General features: G+C 49.8%; 17 protein-coding genes. 3 read left to right on the top strand and 14 right to left on the bottom strand.

The window, feature by feature from the left end:
- Nucleotides 1-21 precede the first annotated feature (21 nt).
- The gene (locus tag ACTNDI_RS04120) at nucleotides 22-1,104 is read right to left on the bottom strand and encodes a hypothetical protein (protein WP_441099490.1); all 1,083 of its coding nucleotides are present in this window, start codon (nucleotides 1,102-1,104) and stop codon (nucleotides 22-24) included.
- A 580-nt stretch (nucleotides 1,105-1,684) separates the two neighbouring features.
- Between ACTNDI_RS04120 and trpS the strand changes: the two genes are divergently transcribed.
- Together trpS and ACTNDI_RS04110 are read left to right on the top strand one after the other, a co-directional pair.
- Nucleotides 1,685-2,818 carry a tryptophan--tRNA ligase gene (gene trpS / locus ACTNDI_RS04115; protein WP_441099489.1) on the top strand — a complete coding sequence of 378 codons (1,134 nt, stop codon included), beginning with the start codon at nucleotides 1,685-1,687 and terminating at the stop codon, nucleotides 2,816-2,818.
- Nucleotides 2,819-3,185: 367 nt separating this feature from the next.
- On the top strand, nucleotides 3,186-4,553 hold the full coding sequence (locus ACTNDI_RS04110) for an MATE family efflux transporter (protein ID WP_441099488.1): 1,368 nt from the start codon (nucleotides 3,186-3,188) through the stop codon (nucleotides 4,551-4,553).
- 104 nt (nucleotides 4,554-4,657) lie between these two features.
- Here the strand turns inward: ACTNDI_RS04110 and ACTNDI_RS04105 are convergent, their stop codons facing one another.
- The 11 genes from ACTNDI_RS04105 to ACTNDI_RS04055 all read right to left on the bottom strand — a co-directional run bounded on the left by ACTNDI_RS04105 (nucleotide 4,658) and on the right by ACTNDI_RS04055 (nucleotide 18,072).
- Nucleotides 4,658-5,575, bottom strand: a complete 918-nt coding sequence (locus tag ACTNDI_RS04105) for a ketopantoate reductase family protein (protein WP_441099487.1) — start codon at nucleotides 5,573-5,575, stop codon at nucleotides 4,658-4,660.
- 54 nt (nucleotides 5,576-5,629) lie between these two features.
- Nucleotides 5,630-6,046: an EamA family transporter gene (locus tag ACTNDI_RS04100; RefSeq protein WP_441099486.1), complete on the bottom strand. Its 417-nt coding sequence runs from the start codon at nucleotides 6,044-6,046 to the stop codon at nucleotides 5,630-5,632.
- Between the two features lie 291 nt (nucleotides 6,047-6,337).
- Complete coding sequence (locus tag ACTNDI_RS04095) at nucleotides 6,338-7,618, bottom strand: Gfo/Idh/MocA family protein (RefSeq protein ID WP_441099485.1); 1,281 nt, start codon at nucleotides 7,616-7,618, stop codon at nucleotides 6,338-6,340.
- 164 nt (nucleotides 7,619-7,782) lie between these two features.
- Nucleotides 7,783-8,622 (bottom strand): sugar phosphate isomerase/epimerase family protein, encoded by an 840-nt coding sequence (locus tag ACTNDI_RS04090; protein WP_441099484.1) that lies wholly within the window; start codon nucleotides 8,620-8,622, stop codon nucleotides 7,783-7,785.
- A 27-nt stretch (nucleotides 8,623-8,649) separates the two neighbouring features.
- Entirely contained in the window at nucleotides 8,650-9,723 is a 1,074-nt protein-coding gene (locus ACTNDI_RS04085) for a Gfo/Idh/MocA family protein (RefSeq protein WP_441099483.1), read from the bottom strand.
- Between the two features lie 265 nt (nucleotides 9,724-9,988).
- The gene (locus ACTNDI_RS04080; RefSeq protein ID WP_441099482.1) at nucleotides 9,989-10,432 is read right to left on the bottom strand and encodes a C-glycoside deglycosidase beta subunit domain-containing protein; all 444 of its coding nucleotides are present in this window, start codon (nucleotides 10,430-10,432) and stop codon (nucleotides 9,989-9,991) included.
- A gap of 12 nt (nucleotides 10,433-10,444) precedes the next feature.
- Nucleotides 10,445-11,317 (bottom strand): sugar phosphate isomerase/epimerase family protein, encoded by an 873-nt coding sequence (locus ACTNDI_RS04075; RefSeq protein WP_441099481.1) that lies wholly within the window; start codon nucleotides 11,315-11,317, stop codon nucleotides 10,445-10,447.
- Nucleotides 11,318-11,507: 190 nt separating this feature from the next.
- Nucleotides 11,508-12,899, bottom strand: a complete 1,392-nt coding sequence (locus ACTNDI_RS04070; RefSeq protein ID WP_441099480.1) for an MFS transporter — start codon at nucleotides 12,897-12,899, stop codon at nucleotides 11,508-11,510.
- A 280-nt stretch (nucleotides 12,900-13,179) separates the two neighbouring features.
- On the bottom strand, nucleotides 13,180-15,570 hold the full coding sequence (locus tag ACTNDI_RS04065) for a GH39 family glycosyl hydrolase (protein ID WP_441099479.1): 2,391 nt from the start codon (nucleotides 15,568-15,570) through the stop codon (nucleotides 13,180-13,182).
- A 6-nt stretch (nucleotides 15,571-15,576) separates the two neighbouring features.
- Nucleotides 15,577-16,593, bottom strand: coding sequence for a UDP-glucose 4-epimerase GalE (gene galE, locus ACTNDI_RS04060; protein ID WP_441099478.1), 1,017 nt, complete (start codon nucleotides 16,591-16,593; stop codon nucleotides 15,577-15,579).
- A gap of 297 nt (nucleotides 16,594-16,890) precedes the next feature.
- Complete coding sequence (locus ACTNDI_RS04055) at nucleotides 16,891-18,072, bottom strand: galactokinase (protein ID WP_441099477.1); 1,182 nt, start codon at nucleotides 18,070-18,072, stop codon at nucleotides 16,891-16,893.
- A gap of 318 nt (nucleotides 18,073-18,390) precedes the next feature.
- On the opposite strand from ACTNDI_RS04055, the gene ACTNDI_RS04050 reads away from it, so the two are divergent.
- Nucleotides 18,391-19,251, top strand: a complete 861-nt coding sequence (locus ACTNDI_RS04050; protein WP_441099476.1) for an AraC family transcriptional regulator — start codon at nucleotides 18,391-18,393, stop codon at nucleotides 19,249-19,251.
- Between the two features lie 41 nt (nucleotides 19,252-19,292).
- Here the strand turns inward: ACTNDI_RS04050 and ACTNDI_RS04045 are convergent, their stop codons facing one another.
- Nucleotides 19,293-21,932 (bottom strand): heavy metal translocating P-type ATPase, encoded by a 2,640-nt coding sequence (locus ACTNDI_RS04045; RefSeq protein WP_441099475.1) that lies wholly within the window; start codon nucleotides 21,930-21,932, stop codon nucleotides 19,293-19,295.
- 132 nt (nucleotides 21,933-22,064) lie between these two features.
- Nucleotides 22,065-22,376: a metal-sensing transcriptional repressor gene (locus tag ACTNDI_RS04040; RefSeq protein ID WP_441099624.1), complete on the bottom strand. Its 312-nt coding sequence runs from the start codon at nucleotides 22,374-22,376 to the stop codon at nucleotides 22,065-22,067.
- Between the last annotated feature and the right edge of the window lie 356 nt (nucleotides 22,377-22,732).

Below are 22,732 nucleotides of genomic sequence, written 5' to 3'. Positions count from 1 at the left end.
AGATGATATTCCCGGATACGCCTACAGAATGTATTTTCTTAAGGAATCTGTAAAATCGCGGATTCTCTCATCTGCGATTTCCCTGAGATCTGTCCTCTTCAGGCTCTCTATATACCCCAGTTCCTGCTGGTAGAGCCAATGTGTCACGCTCGGATTCAGGTGCCCGTAGTGACAGTCCAGAACCCAGTCCTCATAAGTGATCGGTGTCCCGTGGCCCAGCTTTTCTTCGAGAAGATCCTTCATCTGAATCCGATCTGCCCGATCCCGAATATCTCTCCAGAAGCCGAGCACCTCGTTCACGTGCTCATGAATCTCGTAACGGCGGGCTCCTCCGTCGTAGATGATACATTTTTCAAAAAGAGGGTCCCGCATGGAAAGCGTCACCCTGCGGAATTCCGGCGAAATAATGCCGTCCTTCCAGTAGAAATCAACATCAGGGATATTGACTCCGGATACGCCTCTGTCCTGATAGGTGCTGAAGATTCCCTCGTAGAAGACGCAGTAGAACCCCTCGAACGCAGGCCAGAACTCCCGGAATTTCTCCGTGAGCCTTTCCAGAATTTCGACAGCCTTCGTTCCACCGATCGTAAAGATGATGATATTTCGAAGCGCCGCACCGCTCGCCCTGTAAAAATCCGTCACATATTCCAGGCACTGAATCAGCGTCTCCCCTGAAGCTATGATATCTCCGATCAGCAGTGTGCTGTCCGGCACCATGGTCAGCTTGGAATACTTGATCTTCAGGCCGGCAAGCTCTTCTTCATTGAAGACACGCTCACTCGACAAAAAGCTGATGTCATGAATCCTCACATGTTCCCGATAGCATGCCTCTTCGAGCGGGTAATTCAAGGCTCCCCGCAGAATCGATAGTATATTCGCGCAGGAAACCTTCCCGTTTTCTTTAAAATAATACATCATCTGCGATGTGGCAGGGAGCATGCACCTGTATACCTCATAGCCGACAATCTCCGGCGTATTCATCAGCTTCCTGGTCTCCGACTCTGAGACAATGTAATAATGATTCAGGTAATCCTTGCCCTTCAGCTTATAGCAATCGACTCCCTGTTCCGAGAATTCCTTTTCGATATATAACCTGCTCTCCACGATAACAATTCCCCCTCAATCACTTTCCGTATGCAACGGTTTGTGTGCAGCTCGCGGTAAGCATCTCTCCGCATCCAACGGTTTGTATGCAACTCGCGGTAAGCATCTCTCCGTATGCATCTCTCCGTATGCATCTCTCTGTATCATCTGCTTCATCCAGACAAAAACCGGACAAATTCTTTTCAATACTACCACAGAACAGACCGGAATTCATCAACTTTAAAAAAATAAAACAGAATCGCAAAAACAAAATCGCCCTCACGCAAATCCCCTGTGAATTCTCCTCTGCCTGTTGACCAGAACCGGAACGCTGTCCGGATTTCGCCTGATCGCCTCCGGAACGAACAATTCATTTCAAATTTCCTTTTTTTATGCTATAGTTGTATAAGTCGGGCAAGAAGGTTGCCCGGGTCTGCGCAGTGAAATCCAGCCTGCAATTCCGACTGTATTTCAGCCTGCGTTTTAGGCTGTATTTTAGTCTGCATTTCGGACTGTATTTCAGCCTGCATTTCGGATCGCGTTTCAGACTGCACTTTATTTTGCAATTTAAATTTTTTCTGATAAATATATGGGAGGAAATATGGAAGCAAAAGACTGTAAAAGGAAAGTAATTCTGACCGGAGATCGCCCGACAGGCCGTCTTCATCTCGGTCATTACGTGGGGTCACTGAAGAGAAGGGTACAGCTGCAGAACTCCGGGAAGTTTGATGAAATTAATATTCTGATCGCCGATGATCAGGCACTCACCGACAACTGGAACAACCCACAGAAGATCCGCGACAACATCATTGAGGTTGCTCTGGACTATCTGTCCGTCGGCATTGATCCTGAAAAATCCACCATCTGCATTCAGTCCGGTATCCCGGCTCTCCATGCGCTGACTTTCTACTACATGAATCTTGTAACCACCCAGAGACTGAGCCGCAATCCCACGGTAAAGAACGAAATGACCCTGAGAGGCTTCTCCAGTTCCGAAGGCGTAAACAACAATGAGGCGGGACTTCCCGCCGGCTTCTTCACCTATCCTGTATCTCAGGCCGCGGACATCACTGCCTTCAAGGCAACCACTGTTCCTGCCGGAGAAGACCAGGAGCCGATGCTGGAGCAGACACGCGAGATTGTCCGCAAGTTCAATACGACATATAGCCGGGATGTTCTGGTGGAGCCTGACATTCTTCTGCCGGAAAATGAAACCCAGAGACGGCTTCCCGGTACCGACGGCACCGCCAAAATGTCGAAATCGCTCGGTAACTGCATCTATCTGTCTGATGATCCGAAGACGGTCAAGACAAAGGTCATGGGGATGTATACCGACCCGCAGCACCTGAACATCGCCGATCCCGGACATGTAGAGGGCAACGCTGTGTTTACCTATCTGGACGCATTCTGCACAGATGAGCAGTTTGCCGAATACCTTCCGGAGTACGCAAATCTGGAAGAGATGAAAGATCATTACAGAAGAGGCGGCCTCGGTGACGTGAAATGCAAGAAGTTCCTGATCAAGGTACTGGAAGAAATGCTCACACCGATCCGCGCGGAAAGAGCCAAATGGGCAGCCGATATTCCCGAGGTGTACAACATACTCCGGAAAGGAACGGAGCATGCCGCGGAAGAGACAAACCGGACACTCGAAGAGGTTCGCGACGCGATGCGGATCAATTATTTTGATGATGATGCCATAATCGGTGACTGGGAATCCTGGATCAATCACTGAACCACGGGACATGTCATAGAATCCCGGGTTAATCACTGAACCGGGGCATAAAGCATAGAATCCCGGGTTAGTCACTGAACCGGGGCATAAGTCACAGAATTCTGATTCGTCCGGACCAGACGCCAGGTGCGCCAGGGGGCCGGACGAATTTTTATTTACGCGAACAGTGAGCCGCAGCCGAATGCGAAGTATTCGTGTGCGGCGAGCGTCGCGATAGCGAGATAAAACTCGCGCAGCGTGTTTTATCTCGTTCTGCGTTTCTGATGAACGCGAGCTGTGCAGCGAAGAACCGGGAAAAAAACTGAGGAAAAAAGAACGGAAGAAAAGAACCGGAAAAAGACTGAGAAAGATAAAGAGGTAATATGAAATGCCATCGCCGTCGATGAAAGAGGGTCTGTTCTCTGACCCGTTATTTAACCGGAAGCTGGTGTCTCTCGCTGTCCCGATTGCTCTGCAGAGCCTTATGCTGGCAGCGGTTGCGGCTGCGGACGCCATTATGCTGGGCAGGCTGAATCAGAACTCCATGGCAGCGGTATCGCTTGCAACACAGATTCAGTTCGTAATGAACATGTTTCTAAGCTCTGTGGTATCGGCAGGATCCATTCTCGGTTCCCAGTACTGGGGCAAACAGGACCTCCTGAGTCTGCACGATATCTTCAATCTCATGCTCCGGCTCTCTTTTCTGATTGATCTTCTGTTCGGTCTGCTCTGCATCCTGACTCCAGGTTTTCTGATGGCCTTTTTCACCAACGACCCGACACTTTCGGAGATCGGTGTCTCCTATCTCAGGATCGCCGGCTGGTCTTACCTGCTGACCGGTATCTCGCAGTGCTACCTGACCATCATGAAGCTCACAGGCCACGCGAACCGGACAGCGCTCATCTCATCAAGTGCCGTTATCCTGAATATTGTCCTGAACACGATATTCATCTTCGGCCTGATCGGGTTCCCGGAGATGGGTGCAAGGGGAGCCGCGCTCGCCACGCTGATCTCCAGAATCGTCGAGCTGGCATGGGCTGCGGGGTCCTCGCTTCAGAAGGGCTTTGTCCGCCCGGATCTTACGAGGCTTTTTCACCGCAACCGCCTGCTGGGATCGGATTTCCGGAAAATCAGCCTGCCGCTTCTCGGAGCCTCTCTTCTGTGGGGAATCGGTTTTACCTCCTATTCCGCCATTATGGGGCATCTCGGTCAGAATGCCGCTGCCGCCAACTCCGTTGCCGCAGTGGTACGGGATCTTACCTGCTGTATGTGCAACGGTATCGCGAATGCCGGATCCATCCTTCTCGGGAATCAACTCGGTCAGGGGAATCTGGACATGGCGAAAATCTATGGACAACGGCTGATGAAGCTTTCCTTCCTCATTGGATTTATCACGACCGCGGTCGTTCTTGCAGTGATTCATCCGGTATTGCTTTTCTACCGGCTGACTCCCAATGCAAGAACATTATGTGCCGGCATGCTTGCTATTACCTCATTTTATATGATCGGCCGATGTGTGAACACGGTCGTAATCAATGGTATCTTCGACGCAGGAGGAGATACGAAATTCGATGTCTACTCCCTCATTGTCGTCATGTGGGGAATTGCCATTCCGGTCGCGCTGTGCGGAGCCTTCTTGTTTCACTGGCCGGTTCTTCTGGTCTACGCCTGCACCTGCCTCGATGAAGTTGGAAAAATTCCATGGGTCATTCACCACTTTCACAAATACCGCTGGCTGCGCAATCTCACCCGCTAACGGCTCCGGAAATCTTTTTCCGCCACTATTTCATATACTGCCGCCGGAAAGCTTTTCCGCCACTACTTCATATACTGCCACCGGAAAGCCTTTCCATCGCTTCTTCATGTGTCGGCACTGGATAGCTTTTCCGCCACTTTTTCATATGCCGGAGCGTCCACCTTGAGGCGACGGGCGTTCCGGACGACCTCAAAGATCAATCCGTCGATTTCAGAAGCCTTTCCGCAGGCGACATCTTTCTGAAGCGATGTTGTCATATCCGGTTTCAGGCTGTCCAGAATATGCAGATTTCTTTTCACGATGTCTTCCGTAAAGACAATTCCCTCTTTTTCCGCGATCCTTCCGATTTCGCGGACAAGCTCACAGAAGAAGTCACGATATATCCCCTCTTTCTGCATCGCCCCCGCGCTGACTCCGAAATAAAGGCCGCATGCTCCCTGCGGTGAGACATAGGAAAACTTCAGCAGCGCGTCTCTTTGGATGTTGTCGCTGAGTCCGCCCCCGATTCCGCATTTTGCAAGATCTTTTTCTATCTCACGAAGATCCGTCCGGAACTCCGCGGGATCCCGCACACCAAAGACAACCCGCAGGATATCACCGCTCATCAGTATTACACCAGGACTGCGGAGCTGGGAGGCGACATAAATACAGCCATCCGTTACCAGAATGCCGGGAAGCTGATTCTGCATGACTGCCCCGGTTCCATAGATATTCAGGATCGGGATGACGATACTGTCCTTGCCGGCAATTCTCCGCAGAAACGGATACAGAGATTCCAGAGAATATCCCTTCACACAGACAAAAATCACGTCCGGATGATCCGTATACTCCTCCATTGTGCAGGCCTTTACTGGTTTCAGTGTGAATTCGTCGTCCGTCCGGATCACACGAAGACCATTATCCTTCATTGCTCGCAGATGTGCGCCTCTGGCAATGAAGGTCACATCCATTCCTCCGCGAGCCAGATACGCGCCCAGTGCGCCTCCGGTGCCTCCCGCTCCGATTACAAGATATTTTCTCATTTCCTCCTCCTTCTGATTCAAACCTCTGGCTGTCATTCTCCTACTGTCTTCTGTTTATGCGATGACCATGAGCAGTGTGCCGGCGCCGATCAGCACACATCCGATCACGGATTTCACGGTAACCTGCTCGTGAAGAAACAGAAACGCCATGACAAGGGTAATCACAACGCTCAGCTTATCAACCGGCACTACCTTTGAAGCATCTCCGATCTGGAGCGCTCTGTAATAGCACAGCCAGGATGCTCCTGTCGCAAGACCGGACAGAATCAGAAAGATCCAGCTTCTTCTGCTGATGGAGGCGACACCGCCCTGCACATTTGTCAGAAAGACCATACCCCAGGACATGATGACGACCACAACCGTTCGAATTGCCGTAGCCAGCGTTGAATTCACGCCCTCGATACCGACCTTGGCAAGTATTGAGGTCAATGCCGCGAAGATCGACGAACCAATTGCAAACAATAGCCACATACTATTCTCCTTTCCCCTCATTTAAGGGTAAAACAAAATCCACGCCTTTTTTATTATACCATATTGAGAAACCCCAATACGATAAGTCGTGCCACAAACTGTATAAATCCCCGCGTCACTTCGCTGCTTCGCAGCTTCCGTGCCGCTAACTGTATAAGCTACGGATTGCTTCGTGCTTCGCACTCTCGCAATCCTACCGTACAAAAATCCCCGGCGGATAAATCCGCCGGGGATTTGGTATACATATTTCATGCCTGAAAATGACAGTTTCTGTCTTCAGCACCTTCCATTTTATTCTGGTTTATAGTCGTCAAAATCATACCTGATTGTTCCAAAAGGTGTCTCCTGCTCGCGAAGCGCGATGGATTTTGACATTGCCTTGATTTCATCTGCAGTCACGCTGCGTCCGAGCTCGCTGGAGAGCACAACGCCTTCGGAAAGAAAGGCAGTCTGCATTGCGATATACGGAGAGTCAACACGTGTCTTGTCCGTAAGCTCGCCGCGAAGATAAGAATACCACTGCAGCTGGTTATCATTGTACTTCTCCATCTCAGGATTCAGAGCGACCTCCTGCATGCCCGAGATATCACCGATCGCACATTCGATTTTATTGTCGAATAACACGCCATCCCCATCTACGCCGAACCACTCAAGCCTCGGCTTCTGGAGAGCGCCTCCTCCTACGATGGATCCTCCTTCCGGAACCGCCAGCGGCCCTCCGGTGGTATCAACATCCGTAAATTTCAGTCCGCCAAGAGAACCCGCAATGAAGCTTGTGCCGATTTCATCCATGTGTATCGCCCAGTCCTCATAGATATCCATTGAAATTCCGCCCTTGAACCGCGCCATTCCAACGCCAAGATCCTCGATCGGGGTATGGCAGTTTACCGCATTGTCAATGCGCGCATCTCTCCAGTAGGAACAGCTCTGTACACCGTACACGCTCTCCAGTTCCGGCATTCCAAGCACGTACAGCATCTGTGCCAGATGATAGATTCCCAGATCAAACAGAGGTCCATGAACACCGATCTTCGGATCAATAAAGTCATGACTGAAAAACGGCATGTCATAACCGGGCCTGCCCTGTCTCCTGTGACCAACGCTTCTTACATGGTATACATCTCCCAGTTTGCCCTCCGCAATCATTTTTTTTGCGATACGGGTCTGCGGGTTGTAGATAGAGCTGATCTGAACAGCGAGCTTCTGTCCGTACTTTTTCTGCGCATCGTAAAGAATTTTTGCGTCAGCATAGCTTGCTGCCATCGGTTTCTCCGAATAGCAGGGATAACCCGCCGCCATGACTGCTGTCGCAACAGATGTGTGCAGATTGTTGTGTACACAGACCTCAACCTCATCAATGTCGTCTCTCTTCAGCATCTCCCGGAAATCCGTATAAAGCCGGTCTTCCGGAAGGCCATATTTCCTGCCGAAGGCTTCCACCTTCTCCTTTACAATATCACATGCTGCAACTACGGTGAGGTTCTGCCCTCTGTTCTTCAGATTATTGATCACGGTCATATGCCTGTCGGAGATCATTCCGGTTCCGATGATGGCAATTCTGATTTCCTTCATGTCTTGTCCTTTCATTTGTATAATTACTTCTTTCAGGATTGTCCTGCCAGTTATTTGTATGCTTATTCCCTTCAGGATTATCCTGTGCAATTATTTGTATGCTTATTTCTCTCAGAGTTATCCTGTGCAGCTATCGTCTTTTGCCCGAAGTTCACCCAAGCTGCTTACCAGCCGAGAATTCTGAGGTATTCACGGCTTCTTCTCGCGCACTCCAGGGGATCCATGTCATAATGCTCATCCTGTTCTACAACAGCCCATCCTGTATTTGCACGGAGCGCAGCATCCAGAATCGGCTCCCAGATCATCTGGCCAAATCCGACCGGACGGAACCCGAAGTAACCTTCATCCTCTCCGGACTCCTCCTGATCGATCCCGATCAGCTTGTACATATTTTTCACTTCGCCGCGCTTGATGTAATCCTTCAGATGAATGACCGGCAGACGGTCGGTGTATTTCTGAATAAACTCTGTGACCTTGCCGGTCGCGACGTCACACCAGCAGGTATCAAGCTCACTCATCAGATGATCATGCGGAATTGCCTCGAACATCGCGTCATATCCCCATCTTCCATCCGGAAGTTTCACAAACTCGAAATCATGATTGTGATACAGGAAAGTCATACCCGCCTGATGGATTCTCTCCCCTACCTTATTCAGCAGAGGGAGAAACTTCTGAAATCCCTCCGGATTTACCGGCCGATATTCCTCCGCCATATAAGGCATCACCAGATATTTTACTCCGATTTCCGAATAATCCGCGATCACACGATCCAGGTCTTCTACCATGTCCGCGAATGGTACGTGCGCTGAAATAGGAACCAGACCCACCTCTTTCAGGATTTCTCTGACCTCCGCAGGCTTCAGTCCGTAAAGTCCGGCCAGTTCTACTCCGTCATAACCATAATCTTTGATCTTCTGCATTACATTCTTGAAATTTTCCGGATGCTCCTCCAGAAGATCTCTCAATCCATAAACCTGTACAGCAACAGGAATCTTTCTGTCCATCGTATCTACCTCACTTAACCTTAACTTTTATTCAAAATCAACGGACTTTCCGGTGCGTCCGGATTCTCTGACCGCATCCATGAGTTTCAGCACGCGGCGCACCTCCGGTATTTTTACAAATGCTTCTTCCTCGCCATGATAGTAACGGATGTAATGCTCAAAATAATTTCTGTGGCTCGTATGCACCTCCGGAAGCGGCTCCGTTACAATGGTTCCTTCCGGTGCAGGTCCGAACGATCTTGTCGGCCCTGCGGCAGTCATCGTTCTCTTTCCTCCGACATTTGTCAGAAGATGGGTGGTGCGCACAATCTTTCCCTCCGGGAAGAATCCGTCCACATACGCGGTACCCTTGTTTCCGGCGACAAACCAGTGCCGCTCAAACCATTTATCCGCGGTCTTATCCGCCAGGTAATATGTCCCCAGTTCAACCGTTGCCGTTACTCCGTTATCAAAGCGCAGCATGATCTGAAAATAATCATCCACCTCTTTATTGATGACATTCCTGATATCCGCAAACACAGATTTCAGCTTTGCGCCAGGGAACATCCAGCAGACCTGATCAAGAAGATGAACACCCCAGTCATACAGCATTCCGCCGCCTTCACTTTTAAATACGTGCCAGTCATGCATATTCCCATTAAAGCCGTACAGCTGATTCTTGATCGCATACACATTTCCAAGTGTGCCGGAATCGTACACTTCTTTTGCCGTGCGGAAATCCGGATCAAACCTTCTCTGCTGATGAACCGTGAACCGGACACCATTTTCCTTAACTGCCGCTTCCATGTCATCCAGCTCCGCCAGACTCATTGCCACCGGTTTTTCACAAATAATATCTTTGTGCGCTTTAGCTGCCTGAATGACAAGATCGTGATGCTGATTATTATTTGCCGCAATAATAACCACATCTACTTCCGGATCTGCCAGCAATTCTTCATTGCTGCTGTATCTCTTCAATCCTTCTCCGACATCTTTCAGCTGCTCCGGATCCTTGTCCGCGAATCCAACAAGACGGATCCCCGGAAAGTTTGTCAGCATTTTCTCATGCTCATGCCCCATAAAGCCATGGCCGATAATTGCTATTCTGATGTCCTCTGACATATCTTCCTCCTATCTGATCTGATTTACGCGAACAGTGAGCCGCAGCCGAATGCGAAGAATTCGTGTGCGGCGAGCGTCGCGATAGCGAGATAAAACTTGCGCAGCGTGTTTTATCTCGTTGATCTCACACCCTGTCAGATCTGTGTACTTTCTTTCTCTATCGTATCTGATTGGTCTGTCTGTTCTGAAAAATCTGTTCCCTCTCATTTATCTGATCTGAGAATCTATTGCCTCTCATTTATCTGATCTGAGAATCTGCTGCGTCTCATACAATCAGAAGATGCCGTTCATTCACATGATGTCCGAACTCGGGCATATATACCATGCTTTCCTGATCCGGATCCAGATTGGACTGTATGATCGGCGGCATATAAGAAGAGGTAAAGCAGAAGCCATACTTCAGATCATGATAGCCCTGTGCGAGGCCCCCTTCCTTCTTTACCTTCAGTACTGCCGGCTTTGTCACCGACCAGTGCACCTGAAAATTTGTCCGCATCTCCTCATTTGTATACTCTTCTCCGTTGATCACCCAAGTGATACGATCCTTTTCGATCTTCTCCCCATCAATAAACAAGGTTCCCGGCCGGATCTGAGAGAGAAAAATTCCTCTGTAATACGGAAGCCGAACCTTAAACTGAAAACCTGTCGTCTTGCCTTCTGCATCTTTAATATTTCTGAATCCAACGGACTGAATTACCTGCTTTTCCATCTCTGCACCTCCTTAGTCTCCGAGAAGATTTTTCAACATGATGTGCTGTTTTCTCAGTGTCTGTCCAACCTCATATCCCTCTTCGTATTTATCAGCGCCTTCATATTCGCTCAGAAGATATCCGTCATATCCATTTTCGGTCATCACCTTGATGATCTCCGGATACGGAATCGTTGTCTCCTCAAAATCATCGCTCATATGAATAAACTTTGCATGGCAGCAGTAGATATATGGGAGCAGCGGAATAATGTCCTCCGGTTTGTTCGGCGTGTAATTTGGATCTCTCCATTCTCCCTCCGCAAATGTAGTGCGGAAAACCGAGAAATCAATGTTGAGTCCGAAATTCTTTGTTCCCGTCTCCTTGATGAAATCTACAAAATCCGTCACAAGCTTTCCCTTCAGATTCGATGGATTATGTATCTCCGGGCACATTTTAATATTCAGTTCCTCTGCCAGAGGAAGTGCTCCCTTGATGATTTCTCTCCAGTTCAGAACAGGCTCCAGAAGATCATTGATTACCGGCATCTTGGTACGCATTACCGTAAAACCAAGGCGGTGTGCCAGACGGATGTCACGCTTGAGCATTTCCACGGCTTCTTCTGTGGTAAGATCTCTGTCTCCCAGGACATGCGAATCAATCCAGTTTCCATACTCAACCGGAATGATTTCGTACTTATCGCAAAGCCGGAACCAGTTTTCCACCCACTCATCCGTCGGATAGGGATAATTCTCAATATGTGTATTTGCCAGAATTTCGATACCATGCGCACCCATGTCATGCACATCCTCGAAGCAATCTTCCAGTGTCTTTGTAAGACCGAATTCCGCCGAATAGCTGTATAGTGCCACTCCACGTTTTGGCCCTTTTTTATTATATGTATACATAATTGTCCTCCTTCATCCAATTAATTATATCTGCAATAATTCTATGTGTATTGTTAGTATTGCGGTCTCTGCCCCGCAAGCGGGGCAGGCTGATTTACGCGAACAGTGAGCCGCAGCCGAATGCGAAGTATTCGTGTGCGGCGAGCGTCGCGATAGCGAGATAAAACTCGCGCAGCGTGTTTTATCTCGTTCACTGCATCGTCTTGCCGCTATCCTCTGCTGCATGTCTTGCCATCAATCTCTCGCGAATGCCGTCCGCATCCTTATCGCTCATGTTCCAGAGCAGGCAGAGCAGACATGCGACAATATAAAGAATGGCAGGGATCAGATTCACTGTAATGTTAATACCTCTCTGTGCTGCCGGTGTCTGCTGTGTATTTGCCACATATCCGAACGCACCCATGATCACGACTCCCGCAGCTCCGCCGATTGCGTTACCGATTTTTGTTGCCAGTCCATAGGTCGCGTAGGCGGTTCCGTCTGTGCGGACTCCGGTTTTTTCCTCCATATAGTCGACAGAATCCGCTACCATAGACAGCGACATCGGCATTCCGACATTAAACAGGCCGAAGATCACATCGCCAAGGATAACCATCGGCATATTGTTGTATGGTGCAAAGAACATAACCAGAAGTCCGATTACCTGTACCGCCATCGAATACATCAGAACATTTCTCTTTCCAATCTTCTTTGCGATGGGAGGCACAAACAGGGAGCCGACGATTCCCAGCAGTGTCGGGAGAGTCATGATCAGAGAAATCATCGTGAATGAACCGAGATCATAGATAACCCAGAAGGCGCATACAGCGATTCGGCCCATGAAAGCGGTCATCTGGACAACCATGACGGCGCTGATGATCATCAGATATTTGTTGGTCACAAGATTACGGATGGTTTCCTTAAACGTAATCTTCCGATTCATTGTGGATGCCAGCGGCTTTACATTCTCTCTCGAGGTGAAAAATACAATCAGGAACAGGGGTACAGAAATAATACCGTAGACAATTACCGTTCCAAGGTAACCTCTCGCATCCGCAACCTCAGCCCCCTTTGCAGAGAATGCCAGAAGCAGGACCGGTGAGAGAGCGTTGACGATTGCCATTCCCGCGTTCATTCCGATATTTCTCGATGTATTAATCTGGTTACGCTGATTGGAATCCTCGGACATAACGGCAGCAAGCGCGCCATAAGGAATATTGGTCAGCGTGTAAATCATACCAGCAGCGATATACATGGCCGCGGCCCAGATAACGCCTGCCTTGCTAGATCCTCCAAACGGATTTGTGAATGTCAGGATAGAGAAAATCGCCAGGAACGGGCATCCAAAGGCGATATACGGCCGGAATCTTCCCCATTTCGACTTTGTGCGCTCTGCGATTGCTCCCATCATCGGGTCATTTACCGCATCCCAGATTCTTGCGATTATCATAATTGCAGAGACCGCCAACGGAGTCAGCCCCACGATATCCGTATAAAAAATTGTCAGATATGAACCGACAAACGTCCACACAAACTGTGACGCCAGATCGCCAAACCCATAACAGATTACAGCGGCCTTTGAGGCTCTGAGTTTATTTTCCATATTATTATCCTCACTTACTTCATCGAATAATCTGATTTCTGAATACCTCAGAAAAAAGTTGCACTGCGAATGAATCATCTGAAAAAGGCCGGTCTTCCTCGCTGATGTTTTTTCCTGCGCATCAGCTTTTATGATTACAGTATACTGGAATCTCTGTCTGGAATCTTTCCTGATCCTCACATTTTTCATGCATTTACTTGCATCAATCACGCACAGAAAAAAGGCCGTGCAAGAAATGATCATCATCTCTTGCACGGCCTTTTTATCGGCAAACCGCATCTCAGTTTTTTCTTCTGCGATAGATATGCATCAGAACAACCTCCTGAGCATCCAGTTCTACCGTAATTTTCAGAGTACCCTCCGTGTCCGTACGCCCTCTTTCCAGTTCTATCTCCGGAACGCTCACTGCCTGAAGATATTTGACTTCCTCTCTCGTCAGATCACTCTCAAATCCCAGATGCCTCCACTTATCCAGGAGACTGCCGCTGCTTGTATTCAGACGGCGGTTTTTGATTGCATACACTCCGGATGGGTCCATGTGCAGCAGGTTCAGTTCAATCTTCAGAGGTTTCTCATCCTCAAAACGAATCTTCCGGACCTCATCAAGATCCACCTGTTCATCTCCGGGGATCATTTCCTTTCGAAACCATGAAAAATGATGAAACAGGACAATCAGTTCATTTTTCTCATTTCTGGTGATGATATAATTCTTTCCTCGTGAAAGAAACTGAGAACCCAGTTCGTTTAAGAAGGCAAGCACAAAGAAAGCCGGCTTCCGGATTGTATCTTTTGTGAGAAGCCCGACACCTCCGTTAATCACTCTGTTTGTATCAAAATAACTGCTGACCCAATCCGTTCCTCCCATGACACACAGCAAGTCCGTTTTACCCCACAAATCGATAACCCCCGCTGCGAGATACGCTGAACGAAAGCAGGAATCATTGAGAAAATTGCGATTCGCGATCGTGTTATTCCATTCCGTTATATAAAGCTTCCGGTCACTGATTCCGCAATCCTGCATCATCTGCCGTATCCGGAGTACCTGCTCCACTTCCATATCCGGGTTTGCAGTCAGATAAGGCACACTTTCCTTATTCTCATAAGGGAAAAGAAGAAATGACGCGAAATCGGGAACGCAATGACCCTCCACACATTTTCCGTAAAATTCTGTATTAAACGCGATATCGTTGTCAATGACCGAGGAAATACCTCCGATCTCAGCCTCCGGTATGGATGATCTGATGAGCCCATACAGGGTTTTCCATGCCTCGAAAAAATCATAATGCAAATCCTGATACAGCGCAGATCTTTCCTGATGAAAACCATCGTATGAAAGCTCAAAAATCCACTTTGAAACCTCCTGCTGGCCGTACCGGTTTACAATATTATCGATAAATGAGGACAGAATATCCTCCCAGATCTCTCTCGATTCAAAAAGAATATATTCCTCATTATAATAGACCGTTTCTCCGCCGGTTCGGATAGCGGTATCCGGTCTTCTGCCAAAATCCAGAAACGGACGCAGATGGTTCTTTACCAGAAAATCCAGGGCCTGATTGATGATATCAAAATTATACTGTCCAAGACTTTTTCCGTCAGACACCTGTGTCTTTACCGAGAAAATATTCCACAGCCGTATGATCGAAAAGTGAAGATGTTCCTGAAGATGCAGGACATGAAACTGGATATTCGCATTTGTCATGCTGTACAGGGATCCTATGTTGACAGCCTTATCCCATACCCGTTCATACTCTTCCGGAATCACCTCCGTCTGGTCCAACGAAATATGGCACTTCCGTTCCCCGCTGCTCTCCTGATATCCCTTTTCCAGAAGCTCCTGCCGGATTTCCTGTTCTTCCTCTATCTGATGCTTTTCATCTTTTCTGGCGTTCTCTCTGTTTCTGTCACGATATTCCGAAGGTGACATATGCATGGTCTTTCGAAATGCCCTGCTGAAGGACGCAGAATTTGAAAAACCGCAGTTCATGGCAATCTGCGTCAGATTCTGATCGGAATAATTCAGCAGTCTCAGAGACGACCTCACCCGCAGCTGCATAACATAATCCGCAAAATAAACACCCGTCTTTTTCCTGAATATTCTCGACAGGGTCGATGCTGAAACATACATCTGCTCTGCAAGCGCGGACAGGTTAACCTCCTCATTGATGTGGCTGATGATATACTGCATCATCTGCTGCATCCTTACATCTGACTCTCCTTCCTTCAGACCGTCATTGCTCTGGCGGACAGAATAGTTCTCAATCAGATGATCCAGCAGCTTAAGCAGAAGGCTTGCCTTCCGGGCATCTGTCTGATGCCTCCGGTAAGTATAATCAGCCGTAAGGTCAATCAGAATCTCACGAATGTCCTGGTAGGAATGAAGGGTGTCATTGACCGAATCCGCGTACAGGCTCAGTGTTCTGCCTCCCATGATCTGTGCGGTAAGAGAAGCAGAGTAGGAAGCCACACCGTACAGCGCGCTGTGCGCATGATCCATTACATATTCTGTGCCGGGATTTATCAGCAGAATATCATCCCGGCACATGTGAATTTCCTCTCCATAATACCGTACCGTCATTTCCCCCTCCAGGAGAAACAGGATCAGCAGATCCGTCTGAAGATCCCCCTCTCCCTCCCGGGCTTTCCGTACAGTATAATCAAGATAGTTCAATTGATCTTATTCTCCATATCCGTCGGGATTTTTCACCTGCCAGTTCCAGGAATCCCGGCACATATCCTCAATGTTCTTCTCGGCTGTCCATCCGAGAATTTCCTTTGCCTTTGTCGGATCCGAATAACAGGTCGCGATATCTCCGGGACGTCTCGGATCAATGACATACGGGATTTCCTTGCCGCAAGCCTTGGAAAACGCTTTGATGATATCGAGAACAGAATACCCCACACCGGTACCAAGATTAAAGATCTGAACATCATCAAGCTTCCGGAATCCTTCGATAGCCTTCACATGTCCCTTCGCCAGATCTACGACATGGATATAATCACGAACGCCGGTACCATCCGGTGTATCGTAATCGTTGCCGAAGACATGAACCTTCTCAAGCTTTCCCGAAGCGACCTGTGCGACATAGGGCAGAAGGTTGTTCGGAATTCCCTTCGGATCCTCTCCGATAAGACCGCTTTCGTGCGCGCCGATCGGATTGAAATAACGAAGCAGCATGATCTTCCAGCTGTGATCCGCCTTCCAGATATCGGTCAGGATTCTCTCCTGCATGGCTTTCGTCTCTCCGTACGGATTCGTCGTAGTACCGAGCGGGCACTTCTCCGTGATCGGAATTTCGGCCGGGTCTCCGTACACCGTGGCGGAGGATGAGAAAACAAACTGTTTGCAGCCGTGATTTCTCATAACATCGGTAAGCGTAAGCGTACTCAGCAGATTGTTTGTATAATATTCAATCGGTTTTCTCGTGGACTCTCCGACCGCCTTGTAACCGGCAAAATGAATCACCGCATCAATCTTCTCGGCGTCAAACAGAGCATCCAGTGCCTTGCGGTCACATACGTCAATCTTGTAGAACTTCGGTCTTTTTCCGGTGATCGTCTCGATCCGGTCCACCACAAGTTCCTTTGAATTGTAAAGATTGTCTGCAATCACCACATCATAGCCTGCGTTCAGAAGCTCCACACAGGTATGACTTCCGATAAATCCGGTTCCGCCTGTAACTAAAATCTGCATTGCTTTCTCCTTCCTGTCATCCTGAAGATGATGCATGACGCAACCCGCCCGCGGGTCACGCGATCTCCTGATTCTGTCTCATTTTCATTCTTCGAAGCCTGTTTCTTCGAAATCTGTATCCCGCACTTTGTCTGTGCTGCGCGGTCACCATCCTGTGCTGTCTCAATTCTGTGTTCTTTCTGCAGCGGGCAATCTCTGCCCTGCGCGGTTCCTCTGCTGCGGCGTCTCAAAACGGTGCTTTCCCTCTGCAACGGCATCTCTATGCTCCGACGCTTCCGAGCCACGCTGCTCCTGAATTCAGCATATCTCCGACGGGCCGTCTCCGATGGATACAATATAGAAGGATGGCACAAGACCGGTCCTGTCCGTATAATTTCTGCCGACCTGCTCGACAAATGTGTCGATGGCATCATCCTTCACAATATTAACCGTACATCCGCCGAATCCGCCTCCTGTCATCCGGGCGCCAATCACCCCCGGAATCTTCCAGGCTTCTTCCGCCAGCACGTCCAGTTCTTTGCAGGAAACCTCGAAATCATCCCGGAGAGAGACATGAGATGCATTCATCAGCTTTCCGAAAGCCTGAATGTCTCCCTGATTGAGCTTTTCCACCGCCTCCGTGGTGCGGGCGTCTTCATAGACCGCGTGTTTCGCACGTTTCCTGCACACAGGATCCGCAATCGCGTTGCTCAGCTCCTCAAACTCTGCGGGCTTGAGCTCACAAAGTGCCTTGAGTTCCGGACGAACCTTCTGCAGATCCTCCAGCGCCGTTTCACACTCCCGGCGGCGGTCGTTGTACGCGGAATTTGCCAGCTCATGCGGCTTATTCGTATTCACAATCACAAGCTTCGCATCGCCGATCGGAAGGGGCGCGTACTGATATTCCAGCGTCGCCGCATTCAGGAAAATAGCCATATCCTTCCGTCCCATAGCGGAAGCGAACTGATCCATGATCCCGCAGTTCATTCCGACAAAGCGATTCTCGGCGATCTGCCCGAGCTTTGCGTTTCGGATCTGATCCTCCTCAAAACCGTAAAGCCGCATCAGTGCCTCCCCGGTAAGCACCTCAAGAGACGCGCTTGAGGAGAGCCCGGACTTCGGCGGAATGGTTCCGCTGCATACGAAGTCAAATCCTGTCGGTATATCCATACCCGCCTGACGGTAAGCCCACACGACGCCCTTGGCATAGTTCGTCCATCCGTCTTCCTTTTTGTAGGTGAGATCGTCCAGATCCGCCTCAATCACGCCGTCCTCTGCGAGGTTCACGGAATAAAACCTCAGCTTCCGGTCATCTCTCTTCCGGACAGCCGCATAGGTGCCGAGAGTGAGCGCGCACGGAAATACGTGCCCGCCATTATAATCGATATGCTCCCCGATCAGGTTCACACGCCCCGGCGCAAAAAATACCCGTTCTCCGCTTCCGCCGAACTTTTCTTCAAATGTTTTTCTCAATTCTTCGATTACTTTCTGATCTGTCATACTTACCTTCCCCTGTATAATCCGTAGCTTGTACAGTAAACCTCATACGTTAAGTCGTGCCACAAACTGTATAAGTCCCCGCGTCACTGTCTCTATTGTGCACCATTCCCCGGAACAGTACAATAGCTTTTCGTACTATCCATATGTAATTTTGTTGCAGAAAAGTTTTATCCGGCATATACTGAACTCAGCCGTCGCGGCAGCTGCATTGCAGTGCCATCTCCCGCAGAGACCTGCGGCCAGTCTGAACGGAACGCATCAGAATCTGATACATTTTAACATATATTCGATGATTTTCCAAAAAGAGGTGCGGAAGAAATGAGCGAGCTTCCCATGGGATTCAAGCAGAGCAACAAGGTATCGGAAAAACAGAACATGATTTCTCTGTCCGTCTACAACGTCGGCAGACAGAAGTGCACACCCGGGTATAAATGGGGCCCCGGTGTCCGGGATCATTTTCTGATCCACTACATCAGCTCCGGTTCCGGGACGTACACCGCCGCCGGTCATACCTTCCGCCTTCATTCCGGAGATATGTTTCTGGCTATGCCGGAGACGGAGATTTTCTATCAGGCAGATGAACGGGATCCCTGGACTTATGAATGGGTTGGCTTTGCCGGTACAGATGCTGCCGCTCTCGTGAGCAGAACGGATTTTTCCAGCAATCAGCTCGTCCTTCGCCAACTTCCATACGGAGTTGATGTGCAAAAGCACCTCCGGCGGATTGACGAAGCCTTCGGGAATACATTCTGTGACGCGGTGCGAATGACCGGGGAGCTCTACCTGCTGCTCGGAATTCTGATCTCCAACGCGACACGTCAAGTACGTCTTCCCGGAACCGCAGAAGACAATGTCTCCCGCGCCATCGAATATATTGCCTCACGTTATTCCTACTCCCTTACCATCAGCGACATTGCATCCTATGTAGGCGTAAGCCGGAGCACTCTGTTCCGGGAATTCCGGGAGGGCATGAACATCTCTCCAAAGGAATACCTCGACCGCTACCGCATCCGCCGCGCCTGTCTTCTGCTGAAAGACACCAATCTTACGATCGCTTCTGTTGCGGCTTCCGTCGGTTACGACAATGGGCTTTATTTTTCGAAGGCATTCCGTCGTATGACAGGAATGACGCCCTCCGATTTCAGAAATCAGAGGGCGCCAGCGCATGGTTCCGGCTGAACGCCGGAACCGGATTCTAATTACATCTCATTGCATCTCATTCATTCGATTCCCACGAATTCGTATCCGGCATCCTTGACAGCTTTCCGGATCTCATCCTCAGGCACTTCCCGGCTGAGCTTGAGAATAGCCTGTTTCTTCTCATGGGACGCCTCCGCGCTCTCCACCCCGTCGAGTGCCTCAAGTGCCTTCTTTACATGCATTTCACAGTGATTGCACATCATTCCATCAATTTTTACAGTTTCTGTCATCCTTTTGTCCTCCTTATTCATCTCATTGGTATCATTCTTATCTTCAGCTGCATTGCAGCAGAGATTCGTACCGGCAGCCGCAGCCATCCCTGTCGCTGACGTTTCGGCAGGCCCTGCCGTATGTGCCTCGGGCAGCGCTCTCTTCTTCATCGCTCTGTCGCGGGATGCGTTATGCACCTTGAACAGATTCAGCCGGAGCGCATTCATGCATACCGTGAAGCTTGAGAGAGACATGGCAGCCGCTCCCCACATCGGGTTCATCTCAATGCCCGGGTAGAGTCCCGCCGCCATGGGAATCAGCAGCGCGTTATAAGCAAACGCCCAGAAGAGGTTTTCATGTATATTGCGAAGAGTCGCGCGGCTCAGACGAACCGCCGCGGATACATCGGTCAGACGGGAGTTCATCAGCACAATATCTGCCGAATCGATAGCAACGTCCGTGCCTGCTCCGATCGCGATTCCCGTATCAGCTCTTGTGAGCGCCGGTGCATCATTGATGCCGTCTCCGACCATTGCCACCTTGCCGCGCTTCTGGAGCTCACGGATCACTGCCTCCTTGCCGTCCGGAAGAACGCCCGCGATCACACGGTCCACGCCCGCCTGCGCGCCGATCGCCTTTGCGGTCGCTTCATTATCTCCGGTAAGCATAACAACCTCAATCCCCATATTCCGCAGTTCCTGTACGGCCTGTGCGGAATCCGCCTTAATAATATCCGCTACGGCAATAATCCCGAGAAGCTTCCCCTCCCGTTCAAAATAAAGCGGGGTTTTTCCATCCTTCGCAAGGGAATCTGCCCTTTTCAGCAGATCCTCAGGGACCGCGGCAAGCGTGGAGATAAAGCTTCCGGAACCTCCGTGAAGAACCTGCCCGTCTATCCGTCCGGTCAGACCGCTTCCGGTCAGTGCAGCAAAATCTGTCACTTCAGCCGCCTGCAGTCCCTCCTTCTCTCCCTCGGCCACAATTGCTCTTGCGAGAGGATGCTCACTCTTCTGCTCGAGCGCGTAAGCCACGCTCATCAGCTCAGTCTTTCCGATCCCGTCGGCAGGAATGATATCGGTAACCGCAGGTTTGCCTTCGGTGATGGTTCCGGTCTTATCAAGAGCCACAATCTGTACTCTTCCCGCGTTCTCAAGGGCCTCCGAAGTCTTGAACAGTACGCCGTTTCTCGCGCCCATCCCGTTTCCGACCATGATCGCCACAGGAGTGGCAAGTCCAAGTGCGCAGGGGCAGGAAATGACGAGAACGCTGATGGCCCGCTCAAGGGCAAATGCCGGTGTCTGTCCGAGAAGCAGCCAGATCACCATCACCGCAACAGCGATCAAAATAACCGCCGGCACAAAAATTCCGGAAACTCTGTCGGCGATTCTGGCAATCGGAGCCTTCGTCGACGCAGCGTCGCTGACCATCTGAATGATCTGTGAGAACGTGGTGTCCTCTCCTATCCTCGTCGTCCTCGCACGAATATATCCGGAACGGTTTATCGTTGCGGCGCTGACCGGATCATCTACTCCCTTATCGACCGGAACGGACTCGCCGGTGAGCGCAGATTCATCCACAGCTGTTGTGCCTTCGATGATCACGCCGTCAACCGGAATGGATTCGCCGGGTTTCACGACAAAAATGTCCCCGGGATGCACCTCGTCAATCGATAATTCGACCTGCTGTCCGTCCCGCTCCACAACCGCCGTCTTCGGAGCCATCTTCATCAGATTTTTCAGAGCATCTGTCGTTCTTCCCTTGGAGAGAGACTCCAGTGTCTTTCCCACAGTGATCAGTGCCGGTATCATCGCCGCGGACTCAAAATACAGCTGGTTATGATACAGCGGCATCAGGTCCATGTTCGATGTACCGGTTGTCAGCAGATATGTCATCCGAAACAGGATAAACAGAGACCAGCCGAAGGATACACCGGACCCCAGAGCCACCAGTGTATCCATATTGGGAGAGCCGTGAAAGAGCGACTTGAAACCGGAGATAAAAAATGCCCGGTTGATGATCATCACCACGATCGTAAGCAGCATCTGAAGAATCGCAAGACCGATGTGGTTATGTACCAGAAATTCCGGTACCGGCCAGTTCCACATATTGTGCCCCATTGTGATATACATCAGCGCGATCAGAAATCCGACAGACAGAATCAGCCGCCGGACAAGCTTCGGCGTCTCGCGGTCCTTCAGTGCGTCCTCCTCTGCCGCAAGCTTTGCGGCAGAACTCTGCTTCTGAGCGGCAGCATCCTTCGGCTCGGCACCGTATCCGGCATCCTCCACCGCTTTTATGATTTCAGCCGGTCCGGCTGTACCGTCAACAGCCATCGAATTGGTCAGAAGAGAAACCGATACCGATTTCACTCCCGGAACCTTTGAAACTGCTTTTTCCACATGGGCCTGGCATGAAGCACATGTCATACCTGTTACAATATACTGATTCATTGTGACTTTGACCTTCTTTCCTCATGTTAAATAATTCTGTTTCCACATTTCACGCCCGAAACCCTTTCCTTTCCGTATTCTTTTCTAAATACTTCCAGTTCCGTATCTCACTCCTGAAACGCTTTCCGTAATTCATTTCATAAGCTTCTGAAGCACACTGCACAGCTCATCAATCGTCTCATCATTGCCCTGGCGGATATCATTTGCCACGCAGCCGCGGATATGACAGCCGAGAAGCACCTTGTTGAAGCTGTTCAGCGCACTTGTCGCGGCTGAAACCTGAATCAGAATGTCCGGACAGTAGGCATTATTCTCCACCATCTTTTCAATGCCGCGGATCTGCCCCTCCACCCTTTTCAGACGGGTCAGCAAAGCCTTCTGCTCCTCCGGCGTCCTCGCCTTATGCTTCCCCGATCCGCATCCGCAGGTCTTTTCTCCCGCCAGTACTGCTTCTTCGAGTGTTTCAGTGTCCTTGTCCGCCTGCCAGTCTTCACCGTCCGAAGCATGATCCAAACAACATGCAGGTATCTTTGTTTTCTTCTCTTCTAAATCTTTCATAACCGCCTCCCGTAATACCCCGGCCGGGTATTTCATCTGCTGTTAGAATATACCCTTATGGGGTATATGTCAACCATCTTTTATAATTGATGACTGGCAACATAGTTTATCCTTTTTGACATACTCCCACAGCTGAAGCCGTGGGATTCTTTAGATTCTCTTAACATCACCACAGTCGTATAGGAGGGATATAGTTAAGTCTTTCAAGATTTATCGTCTATAGGATTTCGATACCTGTGTAC

It is taken from the genome of Bilifractor sp. HCP3S3_D3 (assembly GCF_052063915.1).
In the GTDB taxonomy this organism is placed as follows: Bacteria; Bacillota; Clostridia; order Lachnospirales; family Lachnospiraceae; genus Bilifractor.
Note: the sequence above shows the minus strand (reverse complement) of the source record. Positions and strands in the feature narration are given on the sequence as shown.

Coding starts and splice junctions, on each gene's coding strand:
- ACTNDI_RS04100 (WP_441099486.1), bottom strand. CDS start 6,046: ATGTGGCTATTGTTTGCAATTGGTTCGTCGATCTTCGCGGCATTGACC.
- galE (WP_441099478.1), bottom strand. CDS start 16,593: ATGCAGATTTTAGTTACAGGCGGAACCGGATTTATCGGAAGTCATACC.
- ACTNDI_RS04055 (WP_441099477.1), bottom strand. CDS start 18,072: ATGACAGATCAGAAAGTAATCGAAGAATTGAGAAAAACATTTGAAGAA.
- ACTNDI_RS04070 (WP_441099480.1), bottom strand. CDS start 12,899: ATGGAAAATAAACTCAGAGCCTCAAAGGCCGCTGTAATCTGTTATGGG.
- ACTNDI_RS04045 (WP_441099475.1), bottom strand. CDS start 21,932: ATGAATCAGTATATTGTAACAGGTATGACATGTGCTTCATGCCAGGCC.
- ACTNDI_RS04110 (WP_441099488.1), top strand. CDS start 3,186: ATGCCATCGCCGTCGATGAAAGAGGGTCTGTTCTCTGACCCGTTATTT.
- ACTNDI_RS04050 (WP_441099476.1), top strand. CDS start 18,391: ATGAGCGAGCTTCCCATGGGATTCAAGCAGAGCAACAAGGTATCGGAA.
- ACTNDI_RS04075 (WP_441099481.1), bottom strand. CDS start 11,317: ATGTATACATATAATAAAAAAGGGCCAAAACGTGGAGTGGCACTATAC.
- ACTNDI_RS04080 (WP_441099482.1), bottom strand. CDS start 10,432: ATGGAAAAGCAGGTAATTCAGTCCGTTGGATTCAGAAATATTAAAGAT.
- ACTNDI_RS04090 (WP_441099484.1), bottom strand. CDS start 8,622: ATGGACAGAAAGATTCCTGTTGCTGTACAGGTTTATGGATTGAGAGAT.
- trpS (WP_441099489.1), top strand. CDS start 1,685: ATGGAAGCAAAAGACTGTAAAAGGAAAGTAATTCTGACCGGAGATCGC.
- ACTNDI_RS04095 (WP_441099485.1), bottom strand. CDS start 7,618: ATGAAGGAAATCAGAATTGCCATCATCGGAACCGGAATGATCTCCGAC.
- ACTNDI_RS04085 (WP_441099483.1), bottom strand. CDS start 9,723: ATGTCAGAGGACATCAGAATAGCAATTATCGGCCATGGCTTTATGGGG.
- ACTNDI_RS04105 (WP_441099487.1), bottom strand. CDS start 5,575: ATGAGAAAATATCTTGTAATCGGAGCGGGAGGCACCGGAGGCGCACTG.